This is a genomic window from Ramlibacter sp. (assembly GCF_035548915.1).
Lineage (GTDB): Bacteria > Pseudomonadota > Gammaproteobacteria > Burkholderiales > Burkholderiaceae_C > Ramlibacter.
Genome location: NZ_DASZSE010000025.1, coordinates 93,873 through 116,810 on the forward strand (window position 1 = coordinate 93,873; position 22,938 = coordinate 116,810).

At 67.3% G+C, this 22,938-nt stretch carries 22 protein-coding genes; 10 read left to right on the plus strand and 12 right to left on the minus strand.

Features of this window, described 5'->3' with window-relative positions; translation table 11 throughout:
* The first annotated feature begins 36 nt into the window (after positions 1 to 36).
* The 4 genes from VHA82_RS07675 to VHA82_RS07690 all read left to right on the plus strand — a co-directional run bounded on the left by VHA82_RS07675 (position 37) and on the right by VHA82_RS07690 (position 5,788).
* A complete protein-coding gene (locus tag VHA82_RS07675; RefSeq protein WP_325542122.1) occupies positions 37 to 1,608 on the plus strand; it encodes a hypothetical protein in 1,572 nt (523 codons plus the stop codon).
* A gap of 143 nt (positions 1,609 to 1,751) precedes the next feature.
* Positions 1,752 to 3,203 carry a hypothetical protein gene (locus tag VHA82_RS07680; RefSeq protein WP_325542124.1) on the plus strand — a complete coding sequence of 484 codons (1,452 nt, stop codon included), beginning with the start codon at positions 1,752 to 1,754 and terminating at the stop codon, positions 3,201 to 3,203.
* A 44-nt stretch (positions 3,204 to 3,247) separates the two neighbouring features.
* Positions 3,248 to 4,444 (plus strand): succinyldiaminopimelate transaminase, encoded by a 1,197-nt coding sequence (dapC, locus tag VHA82_RS07685; RefSeq protein ID WP_325542126.1) that lies wholly within the window; start codon positions 3,248 to 3,250, stop codon positions 4,442 to 4,444.
* Between the two features lie 102 nt (positions 4,445 to 4,546).
* The gene (locus VHA82_RS07690; RefSeq protein WP_325542128.1) at positions 4,547 to 5,788 is read left to right on the plus strand and encodes a hypothetical protein; all 1,242 of its coding nucleotides are present in this window, start codon (positions 4,547 to 4,549) and stop codon (positions 5,786 to 5,788) included.
* Positions 5,789 to 5,853: 65 nt separating this feature from the next.
* On the opposite strand, the gene VHA82_RS07695 is transcribed toward VHA82_RS07690, so the two are convergent.
* Together VHA82_RS07695 and VHA82_RS07700 are read right to left on the minus strand one after the other, a co-directional pair.
* Positions 5,854 to 6,204, minus strand: a complete 351-nt coding sequence (locus VHA82_RS07695) for a type II toxin-antitoxin system RelE/ParE family toxin (protein WP_325542130.1) — start codon at positions 6,202 to 6,204, stop codon at positions 5,854 to 5,856.
* Positions 6,201 to 6,497 carry a type II toxin-antitoxin system ParD family antitoxin gene (locus VHA82_RS07700; protein ID WP_325542132.1) on the minus strand — a complete coding sequence of 99 codons (297 nt, stop codon included), beginning with the start codon at positions 6,495 to 6,497 and terminating at the stop codon, positions 6,201 to 6,203. The genes VHA82_RS07695 and VHA82_RS07700 overlap by 4 nt, the downstream gene beginning before the upstream one ends.
* Positions 6,498 to 6,656: 159 nt before the next feature.
* Here VHA82_RS07700 and dapD point away from each other — a divergent pair, with 159 nt between their 5' ends.
* The 6 genes from dapD (at position 6,657) to VHA82_RS07730 (ending at position 14,149) form a co-directional block, all read left to right on the plus strand.
* Complete coding sequence (dapD, locus tag VHA82_RS07705; RefSeq protein WP_325542135.1) at positions 6,657 to 7,481, plus strand: 2,3,4,5-tetrahydropyridine-2,6-dicarboxylate N-succinyltransferase; 825 nt, start codon at positions 6,657 to 6,659, stop codon at positions 7,479 to 7,481.
* Positions 7,482 to 7,680: 199 nt separating this feature from the next.
* On the plus strand, positions 7,681 to 8,826 hold the full coding sequence (locus VHA82_RS07710) for a PilT/PilU family type 4a pilus ATPase (protein ID WP_325542137.1): 1,146 nt from the start codon (positions 7,681 to 7,683) through the stop codon (positions 8,824 to 8,826).
* A complete protein-coding gene (gene dapE / locus VHA82_RS07715) occupies positions 8,823 to 9,971 on the plus strand; it encodes a succinyl-diaminopimelate desuccinylase (RefSeq protein WP_325542139.1) in 1,149 nt (382 codons plus the stop codon). Before VHA82_RS07710 ends, dapE begins: the two co-directional genes overlap by 4 nt.
* The gene (gene prmB, locus VHA82_RS07720; protein ID WP_325542142.1) at positions 9,968 to 10,828 is read left to right on the plus strand and encodes a 50S ribosomal protein L3 N(5)-glutamine methyltransferase; all 861 of its coding nucleotides are present in this window, start codon (positions 9,968 to 9,970) and stop codon (positions 10,826 to 10,828) included. Before dapE ends, prmB begins: the two co-directional genes overlap by 4 nt.
* Positions 10,829 to 10,871: 43 nt before the next feature.
* Positions 10,872 to 12,107, plus strand: coding sequence for a cystathionine gamma-synthase family protein (locus tag VHA82_RS07725; protein ID WP_325542144.1), 1,236 nt, complete (start codon positions 10,872 to 10,874; stop codon positions 12,105 to 12,107).
* Positions 12,104 to 14,149, plus strand: coding sequence for an ATP-binding cassette domain-containing protein (locus VHA82_RS07730; RefSeq protein WP_325542146.1), 2,046 nt, complete (start codon positions 12,104 to 12,106; stop codon positions 14,147 to 14,149). The genes VHA82_RS07725 and VHA82_RS07730 overlap by 4 nt, the downstream gene beginning before the upstream one ends.
* A 182-nt stretch (positions 14,150 to 14,331) precedes the next feature.
* Here the strand turns inward: VHA82_RS07730 and VHA82_RS07735 are convergent, their stop codons facing one another.
* The 10 genes from VHA82_RS07735 to ccmA form a co-directional block, all read right to left on the minus strand.
* The gene (locus VHA82_RS07735; RefSeq protein ID WP_325542149.1) at positions 14,332 to 15,939 is read right to left on the minus strand and encodes a rhomboid family intramembrane serine protease; all 1,608 of its coding nucleotides are present in this window, start codon (positions 15,937 to 15,939) and stop codon (positions 14,332 to 14,334) included.
* A gap of 191 nt (positions 15,940 to 16,130) precedes the next feature.
* Positions 16,131 to 17,060, minus strand: a complete 930-nt coding sequence (locus VHA82_RS07740; protein ID WP_325542152.1) for a TPR domain-containing protein — start codon at positions 17,058 to 17,060, stop codon at positions 16,131 to 16,133.
* Positions 17,057 to 17,491 (minus strand): cytochrome c-type biogenesis protein, encoded by a 435-nt coding sequence (locus VHA82_RS07745; protein ID WP_325542154.1) that lies wholly within the window; start codon positions 17,489 to 17,491, stop codon positions 17,057 to 17,059. Before VHA82_RS07745 ends, VHA82_RS07740 begins: the two co-directional genes overlap by 4 nt.
* The gene (locus tag VHA82_RS07750) at positions 17,488 to 18,021 is read right to left on the minus strand and encodes a DsbE family thiol:disulfide interchange protein (protein WP_325542155.1); all 534 of its coding nucleotides are present in this window, start codon (positions 18,019 to 18,021) and stop codon (positions 17,488 to 17,490) included. Before VHA82_RS07750 ends, VHA82_RS07745 begins: the two co-directional genes overlap by 4 nt.
* Positions 18,018 to 19,979: a heme lyase CcmF/NrfE family subunit gene (locus tag VHA82_RS07755; protein ID WP_325542157.1), complete on the minus strand. Its 1,962-nt coding sequence runs from the start codon at positions 19,977 to 19,979 to the stop codon at positions 18,018 to 18,020. The genes VHA82_RS07750 and VHA82_RS07755 overlap by 4 nt, the downstream gene beginning before the upstream one ends.
* Before the next feature lie 217 nt (positions 19,980 to 20,196).
* Positions 20,197 to 20,634: a cytochrome c maturation protein CcmE gene (gene ccmE / locus VHA82_RS07760; protein ID WP_325542160.1), complete on the minus strand. Its 438-nt coding sequence runs from the start codon at positions 20,632 to 20,634 to the stop codon at positions 20,197 to 20,199.
* On the minus strand, positions 20,631 to 20,837 hold the full coding sequence (gene ccmD / locus VHA82_RS07765) for a heme exporter protein CcmD (protein ID WP_325542162.1): 207 nt from the start codon (positions 20,835 to 20,837) through the stop codon (positions 20,631 to 20,633). The genes ccmE and ccmD overlap by 4 nt, the downstream gene beginning before the upstream one ends.
* Positions 20,824 to 21,564, minus strand: coding sequence for a heme ABC transporter permease CcmC (gene ccmC, locus VHA82_RS07770; RefSeq protein ID WP_325542164.1), 741 nt, complete (start codon positions 21,562 to 21,564; stop codon positions 20,824 to 20,826). Before ccmC ends, ccmD begins: the two co-directional genes overlap by 14 nt.
* A complete protein-coding gene (gene ccmB / locus VHA82_RS07775; protein ID WP_325542166.1) occupies positions 21,561 to 22,226 on the minus strand; it encodes a heme exporter protein CcmB in 666 nt (221 codons plus the stop codon). Before ccmB ends, ccmC begins: the two co-directional genes overlap by 4 nt.
* Entirely contained in the window at positions 22,223 to 22,921 is a 699-nt protein-coding gene (gene ccmA, locus VHA82_RS07780; protein ID WP_325542168.1) for a cytochrome c biogenesis heme-transporting ATPase CcmA, read from the minus strand. The genes ccmB and ccmA overlap by 4 nt, the downstream gene beginning before the upstream one ends.
* Between the last annotated feature and the right edge of the window lie 17 nt (positions 22,922 to 22,938).

Sequence of the window (22,938 nt, forward strand, 5' to 3'; positions counted from 1 at the left end):
GCCGCGTTACCCAGAACTCTCCAGGAGATCGGCCCCGTGTTTCTCAATTCCCGCAGCCTCGAGCAATGCTTTACCGATGCCGAGCCCGGCAACTTCTTCGAAGCAGAGTGGATCGCCGGCAACGCGGCACCCCCAGAGTTCGACCCGCTCGTGGCCGATCCGCCATTTCGGGTGGAAGCAGCCGGCGAGCGACGATCGCCGCCCGAGGACGACCTGTCGCTCGCGACCGACGCCCTCCGGAGCGCCAACGATTTGCTGCACGCCGGCCCTGAGCGCGCTGCGAACGGGGCGGCCGCGGCGAGCCGAGGTCTCGGGGCCCATCTGGCGCAAGCGTATCGGCATGCGTGCCGGATCGATCGGAAGTCGGCGAGGAATTCCCTCCTGAGCCTGATCGCGGACGCCTGCGCCGATGGCGTGCGCAGCGGGATGGATGTCGGCACATGCGCCGCCTTGCTGGAGACGATGGGCAGGGCATGCCCCGACTGCGAACCGGTCAGGATTCGGCTGCAGGGCGCCGCGAGACCCCGCCAGCCGCAGGCCGCACAGAAGCGCGCCCGCCCCGCCGAACAGGAAGAGCCGTCGACGCGCGGCCTTTCCGCCTTGGACTTTCCCACGTTGGGCTTTCCTGCATTCGGCTTTCCCGCATTCGGCCTTCCTCCGTTCGCCCCTCCAGCCTTCGCCTTTCCCGTCTTCCCGTTCGCACCCTGCCCTGTGATGCCGCCTCCGGCCTGGATCGGTTGGCCGCCTCCCCCCGCGTTGCCCGCGCTCACGGAAAGCGAGCTTCCGCCCTTGCTCGCGAAGCTTCTGAAGGACCCGCGCCTTCTGCAGACCGCGACTGTCGCCGAACGTGTCGAGGCGTTCCCGCTGATCGACGAGCACTTCGCCCTCCTGCAGCCCGAAGCCGCCTCGACGCTTCTCGACTGGATGCGAAGCCAGATGCCGGAGATCCAGGCTTGTCTCGAGGGCATGGGAAGTGCCGAGCCGCAATCCCTGGACGCCGCGCAGATGAACGTGCTCGATTGCGCTCTCACGCATCTGAGTCTCGTGAAAGACGAGGCCATGCCCCGCTTCCTCTGCGCGATCGCGCGCGCATGCCAGTCGGCAGAACTCTCGCACCGGGACAAGGTGTGCAAGCGCCTGATCGGGATCGTGAGCAGCATGCCCCCGCGTCTGCGCAACGAGGTCATGCCGCAGCTGCTCGAACCTCTGCTGGATCTCGCCGATCGCACCGTATTCTCCCGCAGCACGCTGCCCCTGGATCGGTACCGGACCCTCGCGCGCATCGACATGTCGCCGCAGCTTCGGTTCCGGGTGGTGGCGCACGCCGCGAGGCAAGCCGGGACCGCGTCGGGGCCCCTCGAGACACTTGACTGCCGCTCGATCGAGCGCGGGAACCGCGATGAGATCGCCAGGCTGAGCCTCGAGGTGGACCCCCACGGAACGTCCCACAGCGCGATCGACCCGGCTTTCGCCTACGGCGGCTGGCTCGCGCAACTGCGCGATGCCTACCGGTCGCCGCAAGCGCCGCAACTCGCGGGCACGCAGCCCGCCGAGGCTCGGGCCGCGCCGCCGAAAACGAGAAGGAAGTCGGACGTGCCGCGTTCGTGAGCGCGCGGGCGTGGACGCCTGGCGCTATGCCATGAGCGCCGGCCGGGGCGGACTGGCTGGCGGTGCTGGGTTCCGCCGGGAAACCGGATCGTCTCTTCCGTTACCAGGATGTCATCTTTAAGGAAGGTCCGATGCCATTGACGATGACACTCGCGCAGTGGTCCGCGCTCTGTACTGCAGACGACTTCGGGGAGGCCTGGGCCGGCGGCCGGTATTCAATCCACGACGACACCGCCCCGCTCGCGAGCCGGGTGACGATCCATCTCGAGCGTACACGGCGCGAAATCGCGACCCGGGAGGCGGCCGTCGCTGGCGGCTACGTGGGCGACGTGGAATTCACGGACCCCGAGACCATGCACACGGCCTTGCCTCGCGCCCAATTCGCACTCGAGCAAGGCCTCGATCAGATCAGGCGCGTCGGCAATTGCCGGGAGCAGGACGCGCGGCCGCGCACACATCCGTTGCCGGCGCAGGAAGCGGCGCGCGCCGAGCCGGCCGGCAAAGACAGCGACAGCGACGGCGACGACGGGGGCACGGGCGCCGCCGCCTGGCTGAATCAGGCCGTGCGGTACGCCGCGGGGATTTCCAGCGAAGACCTTCGCGAGAGGGTCCGCGGGTTGGCGGCGCGGGCATGCGCACAGGCTGTGGCCCACGGCATCGATGTGCGGGAATGCATGAAGCTGCTGCGCTCCCTCTCGAACGATCCGGACATGACCCCGGACAGCGTGCGCGAGGCGCTGCGGTGCGCCGGGCAAGGGCCCGAGTGCCGTCTTCCCGCACTCCCCGAGGGGCCGTGTTCGCACCCCGCGTTGCGCATGGTTCTGGATCATCCCGAAGCGCTCGGCATGGCCGCAATCCTCGAATGCGTGGAGACGTTCGATGCGATCGACCGGCACATCGACTCGGTGATGCCCGCGGAGGCCGAGAAGCTGCGCGATTGGCTGGGCGCCCAGATGCCGCGCGTCCATGGCTGCCTCGCCGAGCTAGCGGCGGCGCGCACACGGCTCGATTGCGCCCAGCTTGCCCTCCTGAAGTGCGCCTGCAGGCAGCTCCCGCTCGTCGAAAAGAGGTTCCGGCCGGACTTCGTCGGAGTGCTCCTCGCGGCCGGCTCGCATGCCGGCCCGTCCGATCGCTACTCGGTATGCTGCTGCCTGATCGGCGCCATTGCAGCCGAGCCGTGCAGCGACACGCGCAGCCGCATCGCCGCTGCCGTGCTGCATCGTCTTCTCGAGCTCGCGGATGATTCCTTGCCGAGCGACAGCGTCCTGCCGTTCGAACTGTACGAGGCCATCGCGCGGCTCGACTCCGATCCGAACCTGAAGCGCGAAGTCATGGACCACGCCATCGCGAAGACCAAAGCCGCCGGGGCCGACGTGAATCTCAATCCCGCCGCCGCCTTCAGTTTGCGGCTCGACCCCAGGGGACGCAACCATTTCGGCGAGTACAGCACTCCGATCTACCCTCCATGGCTCGTGAGCCGGCGGCAAGTCCTGAAAGAGCGCTTCGCCGATTGCGACCCGGCGGCGCGCGGGATGCGGGAGTTGATGGTCGCCGCTTTGGACAGTGCACCCGCGAAGAAGAGAAAGGCGGGATGACGGGATGACGTGGTGACGGGACGCGCGGCGGGATAATCCGCCGGATGAATCCCCTGCTCGCACGCCTGCAGCCCTACCCCTTCGAGCGGTTGAAGCAGCTCTTCGCGGGCGTCACGCCCAACCCCGCGTACCGCCCGATCTCGCTGGGCATCGGCGAGCCGAAGCATCCCACGCCCGACTTCATCAAGCGCGCGCTGAACGACGCGATGTACACGCCCGGGATGGACCTCACGGGCTATCCGCCGACCGCCGGCATGCCCCTGCTGCGCGAGGCTTTCGTGAGCTGGCTGCAGCGCCGCTACGGGCTCGAGCTCGACCCGGCCACGCAGGTGCTGCCCGTGAACGGCTCGCGCGAGGCGCTCTTCGCCTTCGCGCAGACGGTGATCGATGCGACACGGCCCGCCACCGTCGTCTGCCCGAATCCGTTCTATCAGATCTACGAGGGCGCGGCGCTGCTCGCGGGGGCGGACGCGTACTACGCGCCGAGCGATCCGGCGCGCAACTTCGCGGTGGACTGGGCGAGCGTTCCGGCCGACGTCTGGCGCCGCACGCAGCTCGTCTTCGTATGTTCGCCGGGCAATCCGACGGGTGCGGTCATGCCGCTGGCCGAGTGGAAGAAGCTCTTCGAGCTCTCGGACCGCTACGGCTTCACCATCGCATCGGACGAGTGCTACAGCGAAATCTACTTTCGCGACGAGCCGCCGCTCGGCGGGCTCGAAGCGGCGGCGCGGCTCGGGCGCGATTTCGAAAGACTCGTGGCCTTCACGAGCCTTTCCAAGCGCAGCAACGTCCCGGGCATGCGTTCGGGCTTCGTGATGGGAGATGCGGACATCCTGAAGCAGTTCCTCCTCTATCGCACGTATCACGGCAGCGCGATGAGCCCGGTGGTGCAGGCGGCGAGCATCGCGGCGTGGAGCGACGAGCATCACGTCGTGGACAACCGCGCGCAGTACCGGCGCAAGTTCGCGCAAGTGACGCCGGTGCTCGCCGAAGTGCTGGACGTGAAGCTGCCGGACGCGGGCTTCTATCTCTGGGCGGGGGTGCCGGGCAGCGACGAGGAATTCGCGCGCGAGCTCTTTGCTCGGTTCAACGTGACCGTGCTCCCCGGCAGCTATCTCGCGCGCGAAACGCAGGGGGCCAATCCGGGCGCGGGACGCGTGCGCATGGCGCTCGTGGCGCAGACTGCGGAATGTCTCGAAGCGGCACAGCGGATCGTGGAATTCGTCGGCGAAGTGCGCTGACACAGGTAACCGGTTGAACGCCCGCCGGGAACCGGTCTCGCATCGGCGTTACTCAGTCGAAGCCTCGCGATCCCGCAGATGCAAACTCCTGGAGAGACTTTGATGCAAGCAACTCGAGCCGCCCCTCTGGCGCCCGCAAATCAGCCCTTCGACCAGCCCCTGGTGGTGCACACCCCCGTGCAGAATGGCGAACGCCGGACCACCGAGCGGCAAGCCGTGCCCTTCGTGTCCGCGAGGGCGCAGTTCGCGAATCGCGTGACACTGGCCCGGACGCCCGTTTCGATCCCGCAATTGCGCCCGGACGGGACCATGGAAAGCGAGATCCGGAGCGACGCCCGGGGAGACATCTTCCTCTCGTACAGCGACCGGCGTGTCTCGGACCAGAGCGAAGTGTGCACGACGTTCTCGTTGCCGGCCCGGCTTGCTCCGGATCTGTCGGCAGCAGTGGCCAGGAGCCTCGGCGTCGAAGACTTCAACATTGTGCTGTTGCCGCAAATGTTGCGGCAACTCTGTGCCAGGGAGGACGGGACATTCAGCGTGCACGAGGCACTAACGCGCCTCGAGGGACTGGAAGTTCCGTTCGCCAGGACCATCGTCACCACCTTCGACAGTGGCAGCCAGCGGATCGAGCACGACCCCGCGCAACCGGGTGCGACCCAAATGATCATGAGAAACGTCGAGGGAAACATCGCACTCTCGTGCTTCTACCTGAGCGACGGGGACGATTACGAAAACGAAGAGAGCTTTGCGATTTCGTTTGCCCCCGAGCATGCTGCGGCTCTGGCGAGCGCGACGACTCCGAACATCGGGGGACACGAACCCGACGCTGCGAGGTTGCCGCAGATGCTGCAACGATTCTGCGGCACCGACGACGCAGGCTTCAGCGTGAGCGGCGCGCAAGGGGACCTTTACAACCTGGGAGTCCCGTTTACCGTCACGGACGACGGAGGTGACCATCGGTGCGACGCATCGGGCACGGCAATCGTTACGCACTGGGTCACCATGCATCAGGTCGCGGCAGCTTCACCTGTCCACCTGGTCCTCAAGGCGCCCACAACCCAATGCGACATCATGCGAGACGAGATGGGCAACATCAGGCTGGTCTACGCCGATTGGACCTACGACTTCGATGAGTCTTGGCAGGTCAACTTCGCAGCGGCCGATGCTCAGGCCTTGGCGGAGGCAGTCGCCGCGAGGTGGCAGCTCCCGAGGTTCGAAGTTTCGGAGCTGCCCGAGATGCTGAAACGCGTGAGTTCCGCGGATGGCACAACTCTCACGAAGCCCGTGCCGAAGTTTTCAGACCTTGGGGTTCCGTGCACCAATCCCGTAACATTCAGCAGGTAGGGCAGGAAATCCTCTCTGCCCGAGGATCGCGCCGACCCCTCGTGGGCGAGGCGACCTGATGTGCCTCAGACCTCGCCTTCCGTCGGCAGATGGAGGCCAGGGTCCATGGAGTCGTGCAGCACTCGGAGAACCTCCAGGGTCCGATCCTCACCGGGTGCGAGCCGGAACATCAGCAGGTGGCGTCCACGCCGGCCCTTGCGCGCCACATGCAGGCTCAGAAGTCCCTTTGCGATTTCATCTCTCGATCGAACCCCCGGCTGGACAGGCCCCGCGCGCAAGGCATCGACGCAAAGCGCCAGGGTTGTCGCGTAGACCCTGGCCTGACCCGCTCCGAATCTGTCCCTCGACCATCCGACGATCTCCCGGAAGTCGCTCTCGGCAATCTCCGTCAGGCGAACGGTCCATCCGGCACTCACCTTGAATCGCGAGGGCCGCGCGCCGGCTCCTCGTCGGCGAGCGTCCGCAAATGGGCCCGCAATGCGGCGCTCGACGCGAAGCTGCGATATCGCCCGGCATCCGCATCCGCGATGCCTCGCTTCACCGCTTCCCGAAGCGCCTTGATCCGGGCTCGGGCTTCGGCCTCTTCCTGCTCCACGAGCCGCAGCCCATCCCTCAGCACTTCGCTTGCGTTCTGATAGCGGCCGGTCGCGACGAGGCGATCGACCATGGCGGCCTGGCGCTCGGTGAGCACCACGTTGCGGGTCGGCATAGTATTCCTTGCGGCTGGGGCGATTGCCTTGCGGCTGGGCGATTGGCACATTATGCCAACACCCCAGCTGGCGCTTGCCGGCCGCGGGGCGGCACGCCCTACTACAATGACGTGCCGCATCACCGCGCAAGCCATCCAGCCCTGCGACCTTCCACTCCCATGACCCAGCAACTGCAGAAGATCATCGACGACGCGTGGGAAAACCGCGCCAACCTGTCCTCCAAGTCAGCGCCCAAGGAGGTGGCCGACGCCGTCGAACACGTGATCGCGGAGCTGAACAACGGCCACCTGCGCGTCGCCACGCGCGAAGGCGTGGGCCAATGGACCACGCACCAGTGGATCAAGAAGGCGGTGCTCATCTCCTTCCGCCTGAAGGACAACGAGGTCATGCGCGCGGGCGACCTGGGCTTCTACGACAAGGTGCCCACAAAGTTCGCGCACCTCACCCCCGAAGAGATGGCCGCCACCGGCGTGCGCGTGGTGCCGCCCGCCGTGGCGCGGCGCGGCAGCTACGTCGCCAAAGGCGCGATCCTCATGCCCAGCTACGTGAACATCGGCGCGTACGTCGACGAGGGCACGATGGTCGACACCTGGGCCACCGTCGGCTCCTGCGCGCAGATCGGCAAGGGCGTGCATCTGTCGGGCGGCGTGGGCATCGGCGGCGTGCTGGAGCCGGTGCAGGCCAACCCGACGATCATCGAGGACAACTGCTTCATCGGCGCCCGCTCGGAAGTCGTGGAAGGCGTGATCGTCGAGGAGAACTCGGTGATTTCGATGGGCGTGTACATCGGCCAGAGCACGAAGATCTACGACCGCGAGACGCGCGAGGTCCACTACGGCCGCGTGCCCGCGGGCTCGGTCGTCGTGAGCGGCAACCTGCCCGCGGCCGACGGCAGCCACAGCCTCTATTGCGCGGTGATCGTGAAGCGGGTCACGGCCGCGACGCGCGCGAAGACTAGCCTGAACGACCTGTTGCGTGATTGAATGGGAGCAGCCTGAACAGGAACCACCGGACGAAGAGGACGCAGAGCTCGCAAAGGGACGCAAAGAGCGCAAAGAAAATCCAGTATTCATGCCTTTGGTTTCCTTCGCGTCCTCTGCGATCCTTCGCGTCCTCTGCGTCCGGTCTTGGTTTTGGTCTTGGCTTTGGTCTTGGCGGTCTTGATTCCCGAGGAGCATATTCATGAGCACGATGGAACGCATCCTGCGCCTGATGGCCGAGAAGAAGGCCTCGGACGTCTACCTTTCGGCCCACGCGCCGGCCCTCATCAAGATCAACGGCCAGTGCCTGCCGATCAACAACCAGCTGCTGCCGCCCGATGCGCCGCACACCCTGCTCTCCGAAGTCCTGCCGGAACACCGCATGGCCGAGCTGGACGAAACCGGTGAGCTGAACATGGCCCGCGCCATCGAAGGCGTGGGCAACTTCCGCTTCTCGGCGATGCGCCAGCGCGGCACCTACGCGGCGGTGATCCGCTACATCGCCACCGAAATCCCCGCGCTCGGCTCGCTGCAGGTGCCGCTCATCCTCGGCGACCTCATCATGGAAAAGCGCGGCCTCCTGCTCATGGTGGGCTCCACGGGCGCCGGCAAGAGCACGACGCTCGCGGCCATGATGGATCACCGCAACGAACGCGTCTCGGGACACATCCTCACCATCGAGGACCCCGTCGAATTCATCTTCCAGAACAAGAAGAGCATCGTGAACCAGCGCGAGGTCGGCAGCGACACGCAGTCGCTGCAGACCGCGCTCAAGAACGCGCTGCGCCAGGCGCCCGACGTGATCCTGATCGGCGAAATCCGCGACCGCGAAACGATGTCCGCCGCCATCGCCTACGCGCAGTCGGGCCACCTGTGCCTCGCCACGATGCACGCGAACAACAGCTACCAGGCGCTCAACCGCATCCTGTCGTTCTACCCGGTGGAAGTGCGGCCCACGATGCTCGGCGACCTCGCCGCGGCGCTGAAGGCGGTCGTCTCGCAGCGGCTCCTGCGCACCGTCCACGGCGGGCGTGCTCCGGCGGTGGAGGTGATGCTCAACACCAAGCTCATCGCCGAGCTCATCGAAAAGGGTGACTTCTCCGGCGTGAAAGAAGCGATGGAGAAGTCGATGGCCGAAGGCTCGCAGACCTTCGAGCAGGACATCGCGCGGCTCATCATCGAAGGCATCGTCGACAAGAAAGAGGGCCTCGCCTACGCCGACTCGCCGACCAACCTGCAGTGGCGGCTGCAAAACGACTTCGCGGGCAAGGATGCCGCGCAGGCCGAGGAGGACGAGGAAAGCGACGAGCCGTCGTTCACGGAAATCACGCTGGACGTGAAGCATTGAGCCGAGCGCTTCACCTCACCGAACAGCTCATCTCCCGCCGCTCCGTCACGCCGGAGGACGGCGGCTGCCAGCGCATCCTCGCCGAACGTCTCGCGCCGCTCGGCTTCGCATGCGAAACGATCGTGAGCGGGCCGCAGGATTTTCGCGTCACGAACCTGTGGGCGAAGCGGCAGGGCCGCTCCGAGAAGACGGTGGTCTTCGCGGGCCACACGGACGTCGTGCCGACCGGCCCGCTGGAACAGTGGTCGAGCGACCCGTTCACGCCGTCGCACCGTGAAGGCAAGCTCTACGGCCGCGGCGCCGCGGACATGAAGACGTCGATCGCGGCCTTCACCGTGGCCGTGGAGGAATTCCTGCAGGCGCATCCCGACCCGGCGCTGTCCGTCGCGCTGCTCATCACGAGCGACGAGGAAGGGCCTTCGGTCGACGGCACGGTCGTCGTGTGCCAGGAACTGCAGCGCAGAAGCGAGCGCCTCGACTGGTGCATCGTGGGCGAGCCGAGCAGCGTGGAGCGGCTCGGCGACATGATCAAGAACGGACGCCGCGGCACGCTGTCGGGCAAGCTCACGGTAAAGGGCATCCAGGGCCACATCGCGTATCCGCAGCTCGCGCGCAACCCGATTCATCAGGCGCTGCCCGCGCTTGCCGAACTCACCGCAACCGAGTGGGACCGGGGCAACGAGTTCTTCCCGCCCACGAGTTTCCAGATCAGCAACATGCACGGCGGCACGGGCGCGGGCAACGTGATTCCCGGCTCGGTCGCGATCGACTTCAACTTCCGCTTCGCGAGCGTGAGCAATGCGCAGGACCTGAAGCGCCGCGTGCACGAAGTCCTCGACCGGCATGGGCTGGAATACGAGCTCGACTGGGTGCTCGGCGGCGAGCCGTTTCTCACGACGCCGGGCGATCTGGTGGACGCGGTACGCGATGCGATCCGCGCGGAAACCGGCGTCGAAACGCGCCTGTCGACCACCGGCGGCACGAGCGATGGACGCTTCATCTCGAAGATCTGCCCGCAGGTGGTGGAGTTCGGGCCGGTCAACGCCACCATCCACAAGATCGACGAGCACGTGCGCGTGGCCGAGATCGAGCCGCTCAAGAACATCTACCGGCGCACACTGGAACTGTTGGACGCGAAGGCGTGACCTTGATCGAGGTCGTGGAGGCGGCCGCGCGCAAGCTCGAGCTGGGCGGCGTGGTGTTCGGCCACGGAACCACCAATGCGTTCGACGAAGCCGCGTGGCTCGCGCTCTGGAAGCTCGGGCTGCCGCTCGACGCGCTGGACGAAAGCGCCGAACGCAACGTGAGCGCGGTGGAGCGCGGCGCGATCGACATGCTCGTGGAAAGACGGATTCGCACGCGCCTGCCGGCCGCCTATCTCACGCAGGAAGCGTGGCTGCAGGGCGTGCCGTTTCACGTGGACGAACGCACGATCGTGCCGCGCAGCTTCATCGCGGAAGTGCTGGCGGCGGGATCGATCGATCCGTGGTTGCCGGGCGAAGCGTCGCGCGTACTCGATCTGTGCACCGGCGGCGGCAGCCTTGCGGTGCTCGCCGCCATGGCGTTCCCCCATGCGCAGGTGGACGCATCGGACCTCTCGGAGGATGCGCTCGAGGTCGCGCGCATCAATGTGGTCAGACACGGGATGGAAGATCGCATCCGGCTCGTGCGCTCCGACGGGCTCGATGCGCTCACCGGACCGTACGACCTGGTGCTGTGCAACCCGCCTTACGTGAACGCGCGCAGCATGTCGAGCCTGCCGATGGAGTATCGGGCCGAGCCGCGGATTGCGCTGGCGGGCGGCCTCGATGGGATGGATTTCATTCGGCGGCTGATGACCGACGTGCCCCGGCGGCTCGCGGACCACGGCGTGCTCGTGCTCGAGATCGGCAACGAGCGGGGGCACTTCGAAGCGGCGTTTCCGCAGCTGCAGGTGGTCTGGCTCGAGACGAGCGCGGGGGAGGATCAGGTGTTGCTTCTGACGAAAGAAGCGCTGCGCTAGAGCTTCGGCTTCGCGACGACCTCCCGTCTGCGAAAATGCGCTCATGCCCCGCGACATCTCCACCCGCATCCTGCACTCCGACCGCCTCGCCGGCATCGAACACGGCGCCACGCACAAGCCCCTTCACATCGCGACCGGCTACGGCTACGACAGGACGGAAGACCTGGTCGCCGTCTTCCAGGGCGAAAAGAGCGGCTACGTCTACGGCCGCCAGGGCAACCCGACCACCGCCGCGCTCGAAGCGAAGGTCTCCATCATGGAAGACGCCGTCGGCACGGTTTCGTTCGCGACCGGCATGTCGGCCATCTGCTCGACCATGATCGCGCTCCTGCGCGGCGGCGACCATGTCGTCGCGAGCAAATACCTCTTCGGCAACACCGCAAGCTGGTTCAACACGCTGCAGACGCTCGGCTGCCACGTCACGTTCGTCGACGCAACCGACGCGAAGGAGGTCGAACAGGCGCTGCAGGCGAACACTCGCATGGTGTTCGTCGAAACCATCGCCAACCCGCGGACACAGGTCGCCGACCTCGCGGGCATCGGCCAACTCTGCAACGAACGCGGCATCGTCTACGTCGTCGACAACACGCTCACCACGCCCGCTCTCTTCCAGCCGAAATCGGTGGGCGCGACGCTCGTCGTGCACTCGCTTTCCAAGGGCATCTGCGGGCATGGCAACGCGCTCGGCGGATCGATCTCCGACACCGGCCTCTTCGACTGGGACCAGTACGCGAACCTGCTGCCCGCATATCGCAAGGGTGCACCGGCGACCTGGGGGCTGCTGCAGATTCGCAAGAAGGGCCTGCGCGACACCGGCGGCACGCTGAGTTCCGAACACGGCCACCGCATCGCGGCGGGCGCGGAGACGATGGGACTGCGGATGGAACGTGCGAGCGCCAATGCCCTGGCCCTCGCGCGGTGGCTCGAAAGGCAGCCGAAGGTGGCGAAGGTGCACTACCCCGGGCTCGCGAGCCACGCGCAGCACGAACGCGCGGGTGCGCTTTTCAAGGCATTCGGCGGCCTGCTCTCGTTCGAGACAGCCGAAGGCCTGGACCCTTGCGATCTGCTGAACCGCCTGCAGCTCGTGATCAAGTCCAGCCACCTCGGCGACAACCGCACGCTTGCCCTGCCCGCGGCGCGCACCATCTTCTGGGAGATGGGCGAAGAGCAGCGGCAGAGCATGGAAATCGCCGAGTCGCTCATCCGCGTTTCGGTCGGCATCGAGGCGACGGCGGACCTGCTCGAGGACTTCGAGCAGGCGTTCGCGAAGCTCCAGTGATCGCGCTGCGCGACGTCGTCCTTCGCCGCGGCGCGAAGGTGCTGCTCGATCATGTGTCCACGAACATCAACCCGGGCGAAAGCGTGGGCCTCGTGGGGCGCAACGGCGCGGGCAAGTCGACGCTCTTCGCGCTGCTTTCGGGCAAGCTGCACGAAGACAGCGGCGACTTCACGCTGCCCGCGCAATGGCGCCTCGCGGAAGTCGAACAGAGCATGCCCGAGACGGCGCAGCCGGCGACTGATTTCGTTCTCGCGGGCGACGCGCGCCTCATGACCTTGCGCGAGGAACTCGCGCGCGCCGAAGCGGTCGGCGACGGCATCGCGATCGCGCATGCGCATTCGGACCTGGCCGATGCGGGCGAACACGATGCCGTGCCGCGCGCGCAGACGCTGATCCTCGGCCTCGGCTTCCTGCCTTCGCAGCTGGACGATCCGGTGAACAGCTTCTCCGGCGGCTGGCGCATGCGGCTGCAACTCGCGCGTGCGCTGATGGCGCCGTCGGACCTGCTGCTGCTCGACGAGCCGACGAACCACCTGGACCTCGACGCGCTCGTGTGGCTGGAAGCGTGGCTGAAGCGCTACCCGGGCACGCTCGTCGTGATCAGCCACGACCGCGAGTTCCTCGACGCGGTCACGAACGTCACGCTGCACATCGACAACCTGAAGCTCACACGGTACGGCGGCAACTACACGGCGTTCGAGCTGCTGCGCGCGCAGCAGCTTCAGCTGCAGCAGGCGGCGTATTCGAAGCAGCAGGACCGCATCGCGCATCTGCAGAAGTTCATCGACCGCTTCCGTGCGAAGGCGACGAAGGCGCGGCAGGCGCAAAGCCGCATCAAGGCGCTGGAGCGGATGGAGAAGATCGCGCCGGTGCTCGCGAACGCGGAGTTCACGTTCGAGTTCCGGGAGCCCGCGAACCTGCCGAATCCGATGCTGGTGGTGCGGGATGGGGTGTTCGGGTATGCGGTGCCGGGCCACGAGCCCTCACCCCCGCCCTCTCCCGCAAGCGGGAGAGGGAGTTCTGCCTTGCCCCCTCTCCCGCTTGCGGGAGAGGGTTGGGGTGAGGGCCCCCGGCACGTCGTTCTCTCGCAAGTCAGCCGCAACGTCCTCGCCGGCCAGCGCATCGGCATCCTCGGCGCCAACGGCCAGGGCAAGTCGACCTTCGTGAAGACGATCGCGCGCACGATGCCCGCGCTGGGCGGCACCGTCACCGAAGGCAAGGGCCTTGCCATCGGCTACTTCGCGCAGCAGGAACTCGACGTGCTGCGGCCCGGCGACTCACCGCTCGAACACATGACACGGCTCGCGCGCGAGCAGGCCGCCGCGGTGGGCCAGAGCGAGCGCGAACAGGACCTGCGCAATTTCCTCGGCCAGTTCCTCTTCACGGGCGACATGGTGCAGCAGGCCGTGGGCACGATGAGCGGCGGCGAGAAAGCGCGGCTCGTGCTTGCGATGATCGTGTGGCAGCGCCCCAACCTGCTCCTGCTCGACGAGCCGACGAACCACCTCGACCTCACGACGCGCGAGGCGCTCTCGGTCGCGCTGAACGAATTCGAAGGCACCGTGATGCTCGTGAGCCACGACCGCGCGCTCCTGCGCTCGGTGTGCGACGAGTTCTGGCTGGTGGCAAAGGGAACGGTCACGCCCTTCGACGGCGACCTCGACGACTACCAGAAGTACCTGCTCGACGAAGCGAAGGGGCGCGCGGTGGTGGCGGCGAATGCATCCACGGCAGCGAAGCGCGATGTCCCCTCCCCGTCTCTCCCCCAGAGGGGGAGGGAGGAAGAGAAGCAGCAGCGGCAGCAGCTCGCGGCGCGGCTGCGGCCGCTCAGGAAGGAAATCGAACAGGTCGAAGCGAAGATGACCGCGCTCGAAGAAGAGCGCGCCGTGCTCGAAGCGCGCCTGTCGACTCCGTCAGCACCATCGGACATCGCCGAAGCGGGCCGCAGGCTCAAGGCCGTGACCGAGGAACTCGCCTGGCTCGAGCACCGCTGGCTCGAGCTGGGCGAAAGCATCGAGTCGATCGGCGCGGGCGGCGGTTGAGCGCGGCTTCGCCGCGGCTGCGCATCCGGCCGAAACGTTCACAACGCTCGCAACGCTCACAACCGCGGATGCCCGCGACTCGGTCAATCGTCGAGCGGCGGCTTGCCGCCGCCCTCGCCTGCAGGTTGGATACGTCGGAGACAAGGCCGCCGCCCCGAAGAAGTAGGCGCAGCGGTTCGGGTTCAGAGTTCGCGGTACGGTCGGCCCGAGCGGAAGAGTTCGAGGCGACTGGCCGCTCCTTTGCCTTTCCAGCCCATCTCGCTCACGATCTTGTTTTGCCAGCGCACCGCCTCTTCGAACTGTCCGCTCTCCGCATAGGATGCAGCGAGGGTGTCGATGAAGCGCGGATTCTTCCAGTTCGTCAGTTCGCATGCCCTGCGCGCGCTCTGGAGCGCAAGGTTGCCGTCGCGCACGCCGTCGTAGGGGGAGGTCGCGAGCAGCCACGCGAGCGTGTTGTGGGCCGTTGGATTGTCCGGGAGCGCCTTGACTGTCTGCTCGAAGTCCGCGCGGGCGAGCAGGTGCCGCCCCGCCTGACGATGCACGCGTCCTCGCATGAAGACGACATCCGGCAGGTTTCGATCGAGCTCCATCGCCTTGTCCACGTCGAGCCCGGCTTGATCGACCCGGCCGCCTTCGAGGTGCAGGTCGGCGAGCGCGATCCAGCCTTGCGCCGAGCGGGGCTCGAGTTCGAGGCCGATGACCAGCGTTGCGGCGACCACCGCGACCATCGCGGCAGTGATCGCGCGATGCAGGAGTTTGCGGGTCTGCGGCATCGGTCCGAGCGGGTCCGCGAGGCAAGTGCCCAGAATGAGGCCGCAGGCCAGGCCGCCAAGGTGGCCCGCGTTGTCGGTTCCCTGCTGCGTGAACCCGTTGAAGAGGTTGTATCCGGCAAAGAGCAGGAGGCTGGTGCGTTCGCGAGTCATCACGGCGGCCGGGACGTTGTTGCGCCGATCGAGCACGTACGCGAGGAGTGCCCCTAGCACGCCGAAGATCGAACCCGAGGCTCCGATGGAAGCGACCTGCGAATGCCACGCGATGCTCGCGAGCCCGCCTGCGATCCCGCAGACGAGATAGATCGCAAGAAAGCGCACGTGGCCGAAGATGCGTTCGACCACCGGCCCGAGTTGCGCGAGCACCACCATGTTGAACGCGATATGCAGCACGTCGGCATGCATGAACTGGTAGCTCAGCAGCCTCCACCACTGGCCGTTGATCGTCGCCGGCCCGTAGTTGCCGAAGGGCAATGCAAGCGCCGCTACCGCCTGGAAGTTGAAACCCAGCAGGAGCGATAGCACGGAAAACACCGTCAGGTTCAGCCCGATCAGCACCCAGACGATGTAGACCCTGGGAGTGCGCGAGACCAGCCACTGGCGGAATTCCTGCCATTCCAGCAAGTCCGGCACGAAACCTTCCGTCCACCGGGCCGGCAACAGGTTTTCGATTTCCTCGGCCGCCGCTTCGTCGCTCGCCCAGAATGTCAGCAGCGGGGTCTTGCTGCCTTTGCGGATCGATGGCAGCCGTTCGGCATCCGCCTCGGCGAGTTCGAGCCGCAGCTTGTCGCCGGCCCGCTGCACGTTCTGAATGCCCTCGCGCGGCAGGCGCAGAACGATTTCCTCGCCCCATCGCAGGAATTTCCTGCGCCGCCCGGTGATGACGACCTCATGCTGTGCAAACTCGATTCGCCCCTTGCCCGAGAGGCCGAAGCGGTTGCCGACAACGTAGGCATCCGCGTCGCTTGTCCGCGAGAACTCGATGGGGAAGGACTGCGGGCCTTTGAATGATGTTTCCAAAGAACCGTTTCTACGGGCCGATCAGGGAGTACCCGGCCCATACCCGCCGGCCCTGGGAGGTGGGGCTGGGCTCTCGGAGTATGAGCGTTCGCTCGAGCTCGTGTCAATGCTCGCGCCGCCGTCGCCGGGAGCACGCTCCGCTGCGGCGGCAAAGGTTGGGGGAAGAGAGGAAGAGGCAGAGAAATCGCCGTTCAGCGCCGCGCGCCGTTCGCCCGCGCCTGGGCCAGCTGCTGCTGCGCCGACGCATCGCGAGCCTGCTCGGGTTTGCCGAGCACTTCATAAGCGCGCGCGAGACGAGCCCACCCGGCCGGGTCGTCCGGATTCGCCTTCAGGCGCGCGGCAAGACGCGCCACCATGTCTTCGGGATTGGGAGCACCCATTGCCGCAGGCGGCGCCGCCTGCGCGGTCGTGGTAGCGGTCGCGGTAGCGGTCGCGGCAACGCCGGGCAACCCGCCCTTCCCGCGCGCGTCGTCGATGGCCGCCTGCACTTCCTGCGCCTCCGACGAGCCGGGCTCGAGCTGCGCCATCAGCTTTTCCCACCAATGGACCGCGCCGGCATAGTCGCCGTCCCGATACGAGGCCGTGCCCATCAGCATGAGCCCGATCGGATGCGCCGGCTGCAAGGCGAGCGCCTTGCGCACGATCTCGATGGGCCGTCCTTCGAGGCTTGCCGTGCGCGCGGCCAGAAGATCGGCGTAGCTCACCATGACATCGGGGTCGGTCTGCAGCAGGGCGCCGGAGCGTTCATACGCTTCCTCGGCTTCCCGCAGCCTGCCCATCACCTTGTACGAGCGGCCCAGCATGGCCCAGCCCTTCGGATTGTCGGGGTTGGCTTTCAGCTTCGCGGCCAGGCCATCGACCATGCGCGCGATCTGGTCGCTCTGCGCGTCTTGCGCGCGCGCGGCGTCCACCGCCGACGGCGAACCAAGCCAGCCGTACATCGCCGCCGCGGCGAACGGCACCGACAGGGCCACGGCCAGCGCCGTCTTTCGCGCCGGTGCGGGGCGGGCACTGCCCTGCTCCCGTTCGCCGTCCGCGACGCGCGGGCGCAGCAGCGGCACCATCAGCACGGCCACGACGGCCAAGGTCACCAGCGACGCGATGAAGAAAAAGGCGGTCATGCGGTCTCCAGGTCGTTGTCCGTATCGTTTTCGCCGCGCCGGCCGCTACACACCGTGCGCACGAGCACATACCCGCCGCCCGCGAGCAGCAAGAGCGGCCCGAACCACAATAGCCACGTGAGCGGCTTCACGCGCGGGCGGTAGAGCACGAAGTCACCGTAGCGCGAGACGAGAAAGTCGAGAATCTCCGCATCGCTCCTGCCCTGCCGGATCTGGCCGCGAATCTCGCGGCGCAGGTCTTCGGCGAGCTCCGCGCGCGACCCCGCGAGCGATTCGTTCTGGCACACGAGGCAGCGCACTTCCTCCGCGATCGCGATGAGGCGCTGCTCGACGGCCGGGTCCTGCGCGAGCGGCTGCGCCTCGCCCGCGCGCGCGATAAGCGCCGCGCACAACGCGCAGATCGCAAGCAGCGCCACGATGAGCCTGTTCATGACTGCTCCAGTTCCTTCACAAGCGGCAGGACCTTCTGCACGAGCACTTCGTCCGTGACCGGGCCGATCACCTTGTGACGAATCACGCCGTTCCTGTCGATGACGAAAGTCTCCGGTACGCCGTAGACGCCGTAGTCGATGCCGATGCGGCCGTCCGGGTCCGTCGCGCTCAGCATGTAGGGGTTGCCGAACCGCTGCAGCCAGTCGCGGCCTTTCTCGGGTGCGTCCTTGTAGTCGAGGCCCACGAGCTTCACCCGGCCGCTCTTCGCAAGCGCCATCAGCACGGGATGTTCGGCGCGGCACGACACGCACCAGGAAGCCCAGACGTTCAGGAGCCACACCTGTCCGCGCATGTCGCGCGGGGAGAAGCGTTCTCCGCTTGCCGTGTGCAGCCTGAGCGTATCGAACATCGGCGCGGGCTTGCCCACGAGCGGCGAAGGCACTTCACGCGGATCGCGCGTGAGGCCGACGGCGAGAAACGCCACGAGTACCGCGAACACCGCGAGCGGAATCCAGACGCGCTTTTTCATGCCCGCGCTCCCACGGCCGCGGCGGGCACGGTGCCCGGGCGCGTCTTGCGATAGCGGCGGTCCAGCGCCGCGGCGATGCCGCCGATCGCCATGAGCAGCGCGCCGCCCCAGATCCAGTCGACGAAAGGCTTGTAGTAGACGCGCACGGCCCAGGCCGTCATGCCCGCGTCGAGCGGTTCGCCGAGGGAGACATAGAGGTCGCGCGTGACACCCGCGTCGATCGCGGCTTCGGTCATCGGCATGCTGGAGGAGAGGTACTTGCGCTTCTCGGGCTTCAACGTCGCCACGACAGCGCCGCCGCGCGTGATTTCGAATTCACCGACTTCGGCGACGTAGTTCGGCCCCGGTTCGCGCTTGAGGCCCGTCATGCGGAACTGGTAGCCGCCGACCGTGACGGTATCGCCGATCGCCATGCGCACGTCCTTCTCCTGTTCGTAGCCTTTGACGAGCGTGATCCCGATCACCGCGCAGGCGATGCCGATGTGCGCGACGTGCATGCCCCAGAACGTGCCGGTCGTGGCGCTCAGGCGGCCGGCCGCCTTCAGTTGACGGCGGATGTGCGTGAGGCTCGTGAGGATGATCCACAGTGCCGCGGCAAGCCCGAGCGCCGCAAGCGGCGACCAGGTGCCGAGCGCGAACGGCAGCAACGCGCCCGCGATGACGGCCACGGCCGCCTCGATCCGCATCGGCTTCAGCACGTTCATGACGCGATCGCTCTTCCACTTCATGCGCGGTCCCGCCGCCATCAGAAGAAGCACGGGGATCATGAGCGGCACGAACACCGCGTTGAAGTAAGGCGCGCCGACGGAGAGCTTGCCCATGCCGAGCGCGTCGACGATGAGTGGGTAGAGCGTGCCGAGCAGTACGGTGGCCGCGGCGGTCGCGAGCAGGAGGTTGTTGGCGAGCAGCAGCGTTTCGCGCGAGCCCGGCTCGAAGCTGCCGAGCGCCCGCGCCGCGCCGGCGCGCATCGCATACAGCGTGAACGAGGAGCCGACCACGGCCGCGAGGAAGATGAGGATGAAGACGCCTCGCTTCGGATCGGCCGCGAACGCGTGCACCGAGGTGAGCACGCCCGAGCGGACGAGGAAGGTGCCGAGCAGGCTCAGCGAGAACGCGATGATCGCGAGCACCACGGTCCATTGCCGGAAGAGGCCGCGCTTTTCCGTGACGGCGAGCGAGTGCAGCAGCGCGGTGCCGATGAGCCACGGCAGGAACGACGCGTTTTCCACCGGGTCCCAGAACCACCAGCCGCCCCATCCGAGCTCGTAGTACGCCCAGCCCGAGCCGAGCGCGATGCCGAGCGTGAGGAAGATCCAGGCCGCGAGCGTCCACGGCCGCGACCAGCGTGCCCAGGCCGCGTCGAGCCGGTTCACGAGCAGCGCCGCGATCGCGAAGGCGAAGGGGACCGAGAAGCCGACGTAGCCCATGTAGAGCATCGGCGGGTGGATGACGAGCCCCGGGTCCTGCAGCAGGGGATTCAAGTCCTGTCCGTCCGCCGCCGCGGGCACGAGGCGCAGGAACGGGCTGGACGTGGTCAGCATGAAGAGCAAAAAGCCCGTGCCGACGAGGCTCATCACGCCGAGTACCCGCGCGACGGTGGCGCGCGAGAGCTGCCGCGAGAACAGCGAGACCGCGAGCATCCAGCTCGTGAGCATCAGGACCCATAGCAGGAGCGACCCTTCGTGGCCGCCCCATACGGCGGCCAGCCGATAGGCCACGGGCAGCTTCGAGTTGGAGTGCTCGGCGACGTACAGCACCGAGAAGTCGTTGGCGTAGAAGCTCCAGGCGAGGCATGCGAAGGCGCTTGCCACGGTGAACCAGAGCGTGCGCGCGGCGGGCACGGCGAACCCGATCCATGCGGCGCGGTTCTTCTGCGCGCCCGCGAGCGCGATGACGCCGAGCGCGAGCGAGACCGCGAGCGCCAGCATGAGGAGATAGTGGCCGAGTTCGGGAATCATCTCTTCAGGTCCTCAATTCGGTTGTCCCTGGCGCTGCGCACCGTTGTCCGTGACGCCGCACCGGCTCGCGAGGCCGTCATTCCCGCGCAGGCGGGAATCCAGAGCCCTGGATCCCCGCCTTCGCGGGGATGACACCGGCAATGGGCGTGACGCCGGCAATGGGCGTGACACCGGCAATGGGCGTGACGCCGGCAATGGGCGTGACCTCGACTCTTGTTCATTTCAGCGTCCGCGCGGCCTGCTGGGCCTGAAGGACGGCGTCCTTCGCCTCGGGCGGCATGTAGTTCTCGTCGTGCTTGGCAAGCACTTCGCTCGCGACGAAGCGGCCGTCCACGCCGAGCTGGCCCTGCGCGACGACGCCCTTGCCTTCCTTGAACAGGTCCGGAAGGATGCCCGTGTAGGAGACGGGCACTTCCTTCGCCGTGTCCGTCACCACGAAATCGACCGTGAGGTCATGCCGCTTCAGGCTGCCTTCCTTCACCATCCCGCCCACGCGAAACGTGCGCGCCCTGGGCGCCTCGCCCGCGAGAATCTGCGTCGGCGTGAAGAAGAAGACGAGGTTGCTCCGGAAGGCGTTGAGCACCAGCGCCGCCGCGATGCCGATCACCGCGACGCCGCCCACGACCACGCCCGCGCGCTTGTAGCGGGCCTTCATGCCGGCACCTCCATCATCGCCATCTCCTCTTCGGCAGGCCCTTCGGCCTGCTCCTCGCGCAGCGACTCGATCGCACGGAGTCTGCGCCGATGGATCAGCCACGACTCGAGCGCGATGGCCGCGGCCGTGACGCCGAAGCTGCCCCACACGTAGAACGCGTAGCCGCCCATGGCGAAGAATTCGGAAACGCTATGCCACTGCATGTTTCACCCATTCGGTATGGCGCTCGCGCTCGAGGATGATCGAGCGCACGCGCGCGAGCGACGCGGCCACCGCGTACATCCAGCACGCGAGGCCCATCACGAGCATGCCCCACAGCATTGCGGTGGCCATGGTCGGAGACTTGTTCAGCGACACCGAGGCGCCCTGGTGCAGCGTGTTCCACCACTTCACGGAGAAGTAGATGATCGGCACGTTCACGACGCCGACGAGCGCGAGCACGGCCCCCGCCTTGTCCGCGCGGCGCGGATCGTCGATGGCGGCCTGCAGCGCGAGGAAGCCCAGGTAGAGGAAAAAGAGGATCAGCTCGGAGGTGAGCCGCGCATCCCACACCCACCACGTGCCCCACATCGGCTTGCCCCAGAGCGCACCGGTCCACAGCGACAGGAACGCGAAGAGCGCGCCGGTGGGCGCAAGGGCCGAGGCCATCATCCCCGACAGGCGCGTGTTCAGCGCAAGTCCGATGCCCGCCCAGAGCGCCATCACGCAATAGATGAACATCGACATCCACGACGCCGCGACGTGCACGAAGATGATGCGGTAGCCCTCGCCTTGCTGCGCATCCGTCGGCGCGACGAAGAAGCCGATGTACAGGCCGATGGCGGCAAGCACCGCGGCGATCACGGCGAAGATGGGCCAGAGACGGCCTGCCAGCCGGTAGAAGTTCTGCGGCGACGCGAACGCGAAGAAGTTGAAGATGCGGTGGTTCATTCCAGTGCGATCCTCAAGGCCGCCGTGATGGCGAAGGGGACGAAGAACACGGCGAGCACGAGCAGCGCCGCCATGAGCGAGAGATGGCCCTGGATGCCGAGGCCCGCGGCATCGGCCTCGACGGCACCCGCGCCGAAGATGAGCACGGGGATGTAGAGCGGCAGCGTGAGGAGTGACAGCAGCACGCCCGCGCCGCGCACCCCGAGCGTGAGCGCGGCGCCGACGCCGCCGACGAGGCTCAGCACCGGCGTGCCGAGAAGAAGACTCACCGCGAGGATCGCGAGCGATCGCGCCTCCAGGCCGTACTGCAGGCCGAGCACCGGCGCCATCACCGCGAGCGGCAGGCCGGCGAGGAGGAAGTGCGCGACGACCTTGCCGAGCACGATGAGCGTGAGCGGCGTGGACGAAAGCGTGAACTGTTCGAGGCTGCCGTCCGCATGGTCGGGCGCGAACATGCGCTGCAGCGAGAGCATCGCGGCCAGCAGCGCGCCCACCCAGATCACGCCCGGCGCCATGCGCGTGAGCAGCTGCGATTCGGGGCCGACGGCGAGCGGAAATAGGCTCGCCACGATCATGAAGAAGAAAAGCGGCGTGAGCACGTCGCCCTTCTGGCGCAGCGCAAGCGCGATCTCGCGGCGGACGACGGCGCGCAGCGTGCTCACAGGGCGGCCTCCGCCGTGAGGCTTGCGGCGGCGCGAGCCGCGAGGCGCGGCGTTGCCACGCGCGCCGCGAGCTGGAGCGACCGCGAGCTGCGCGCGGCGATCTCCACGGGTTGATGGCTCGTATAGATCGCCATGCCGCCGCGCGCGAGGTGCTCTTCCAGCAGGCCGGCGACGAGTTTCACGGCCGCGGTGTCGAGTGCGACGAAGGGTTCGTCCAGCACCCACAGCGTGGCGGCGGTAAGCAGCAGCCGCGCGAGCGCGACGCGGCGCTTCTGGCCCTGGGAGAGCTGGCGCACGAAGCGGCGTTCGCAGCGGTGAAGACCCAGGCGGGCCAGTGCACGCGGGATCGCGCCTTGCGGGGGCGTGCATCCGCCCAGCGCCGCGAGGAAGCGCAGGTTCTCTTCGACGGTCAGGGCTTCCTGCAGCGCGTTCTGGTGGCCGAGGTAGCAGAGTTCGCCCCTGAAGGCGCCGGCCTGCTCGCCGATCGGCTTGCCGTTCCAGCGGATGTCGCCCGACTCGGCGGGCGAGAGTCCGCATAGCAGTCGCAGCAGGCTCGTCTTGCCCGCGCCGTTCGCTCCGCCCAGAAAGAGGAGCGCGCCGGGCTCGAGCGTGAAGCTCACGCCATCGAAGAGGCGGCGGTCGCCGCGGATGCAGGCGAGGTCGCGGACTTCAAGCTTGTGGGCTGGGCTGGACACAGGTGGCTTCCGGGGCG

What these genes read in the sequence shown, in the direction of transcription:
- VHA82_RS07680 (WP_325542124.1), top strand. Translation starts at nt 1,752, where the DNA reads ATGACACTCGCGCAGTGGTCCGCGCTCTGTACTGCAGACGACTTCGGG.
- dapC (WP_325542126.1), top strand. Translation starts at nt 3,248, where the DNA reads ATGAATCCCCTGCTCGCACGCCTGCAGCCCTACCCCTTCGAGCGGTTG.
- VHA82_RS07690 (WP_325542128.1), top strand. Translation starts at nt 4,547, where the DNA reads ATGCAAGCAACTCGAGCCGCCCCTCTGGCGCCCGCAAATCAGCCCTTC.
- VHA82_RS07700 (WP_325542132.1), bottom strand. Translation starts at nt 6,497, where the DNA reads ATGCCGACCCGCAACGTGGTGCTCACCGAGCGCCAGGCCGCCATGGTC.
- dapD (WP_325542135.1), top strand. Translation starts at nt 6,657, where the DNA reads ATGACCCAGCAACTGCAGAAGATCATCGACGACGCGTGGGAAAACCGC.
- VHA82_RS07710 (WP_325542137.1), top strand. Translation starts at nt 7,681, where the DNA reads ATGAGCACGATGGAACGCATCCTGCGCCTGATGGCCGAGAAGAAGGCC.
- VHA82_RS07725 (WP_325542144.1), top strand. Translation starts at nt 10,872, where the DNA reads ATGCCCCGCGACATCTCCACCCGCATCCTGCACTCCGACCGCCTCGCC.
- VHA82_RS07740 (WP_325542152.1), bottom strand. Translation starts at nt 17,060, where the DNA reads ATGACCGCCTTTTTCTTCATCGCGTCGCTGGTGACCTTGGCCGTCGTG.
- VHA82_RS07745 (WP_325542154.1), bottom strand. Translation starts at nt 17,491, where the DNA reads ATGAACAGGCTCATCGTGGCGCTGCTTGCGATCTGCGCGTTGTGCGCG.
- VHA82_RS07750 (WP_325542155.1), bottom strand. Translation starts at nt 18,021, where the DNA reads ATGAAAAAGCGCGTCTGGATTCCGCTCGCGGTGTTCGCGGTACTCGTG.
- VHA82_RS07755 (WP_325542157.1), bottom strand. Translation starts at nt 19,979, where the DNA reads ATGATTCCCGAACTCGGCCACTATCTCCTCATGCTGGCGCTCGCGGTC.
- ccmE (WP_325542160.1), bottom strand. Translation starts at nt 20,634, where the DNA reads ATGAAGGCCCGCTACAAGCGCGCGGGCGTGGTCGTGGGCGGCGTCGCG.
- ccmD (WP_325542162.1), bottom strand. Translation starts at nt 20,837, where the DNA reads ATGCAGTGGCATAGCGTTTCCGAATTCTTCGCCATGGGCGGCTACGCG.
- ccmC (WP_325542164.1), bottom strand. Translation starts at nt 21,564, where the DNA reads ATGAACCACCGCATCTTCAACTTCTTCGCGTTCGCGTCGCCGCAGAAC.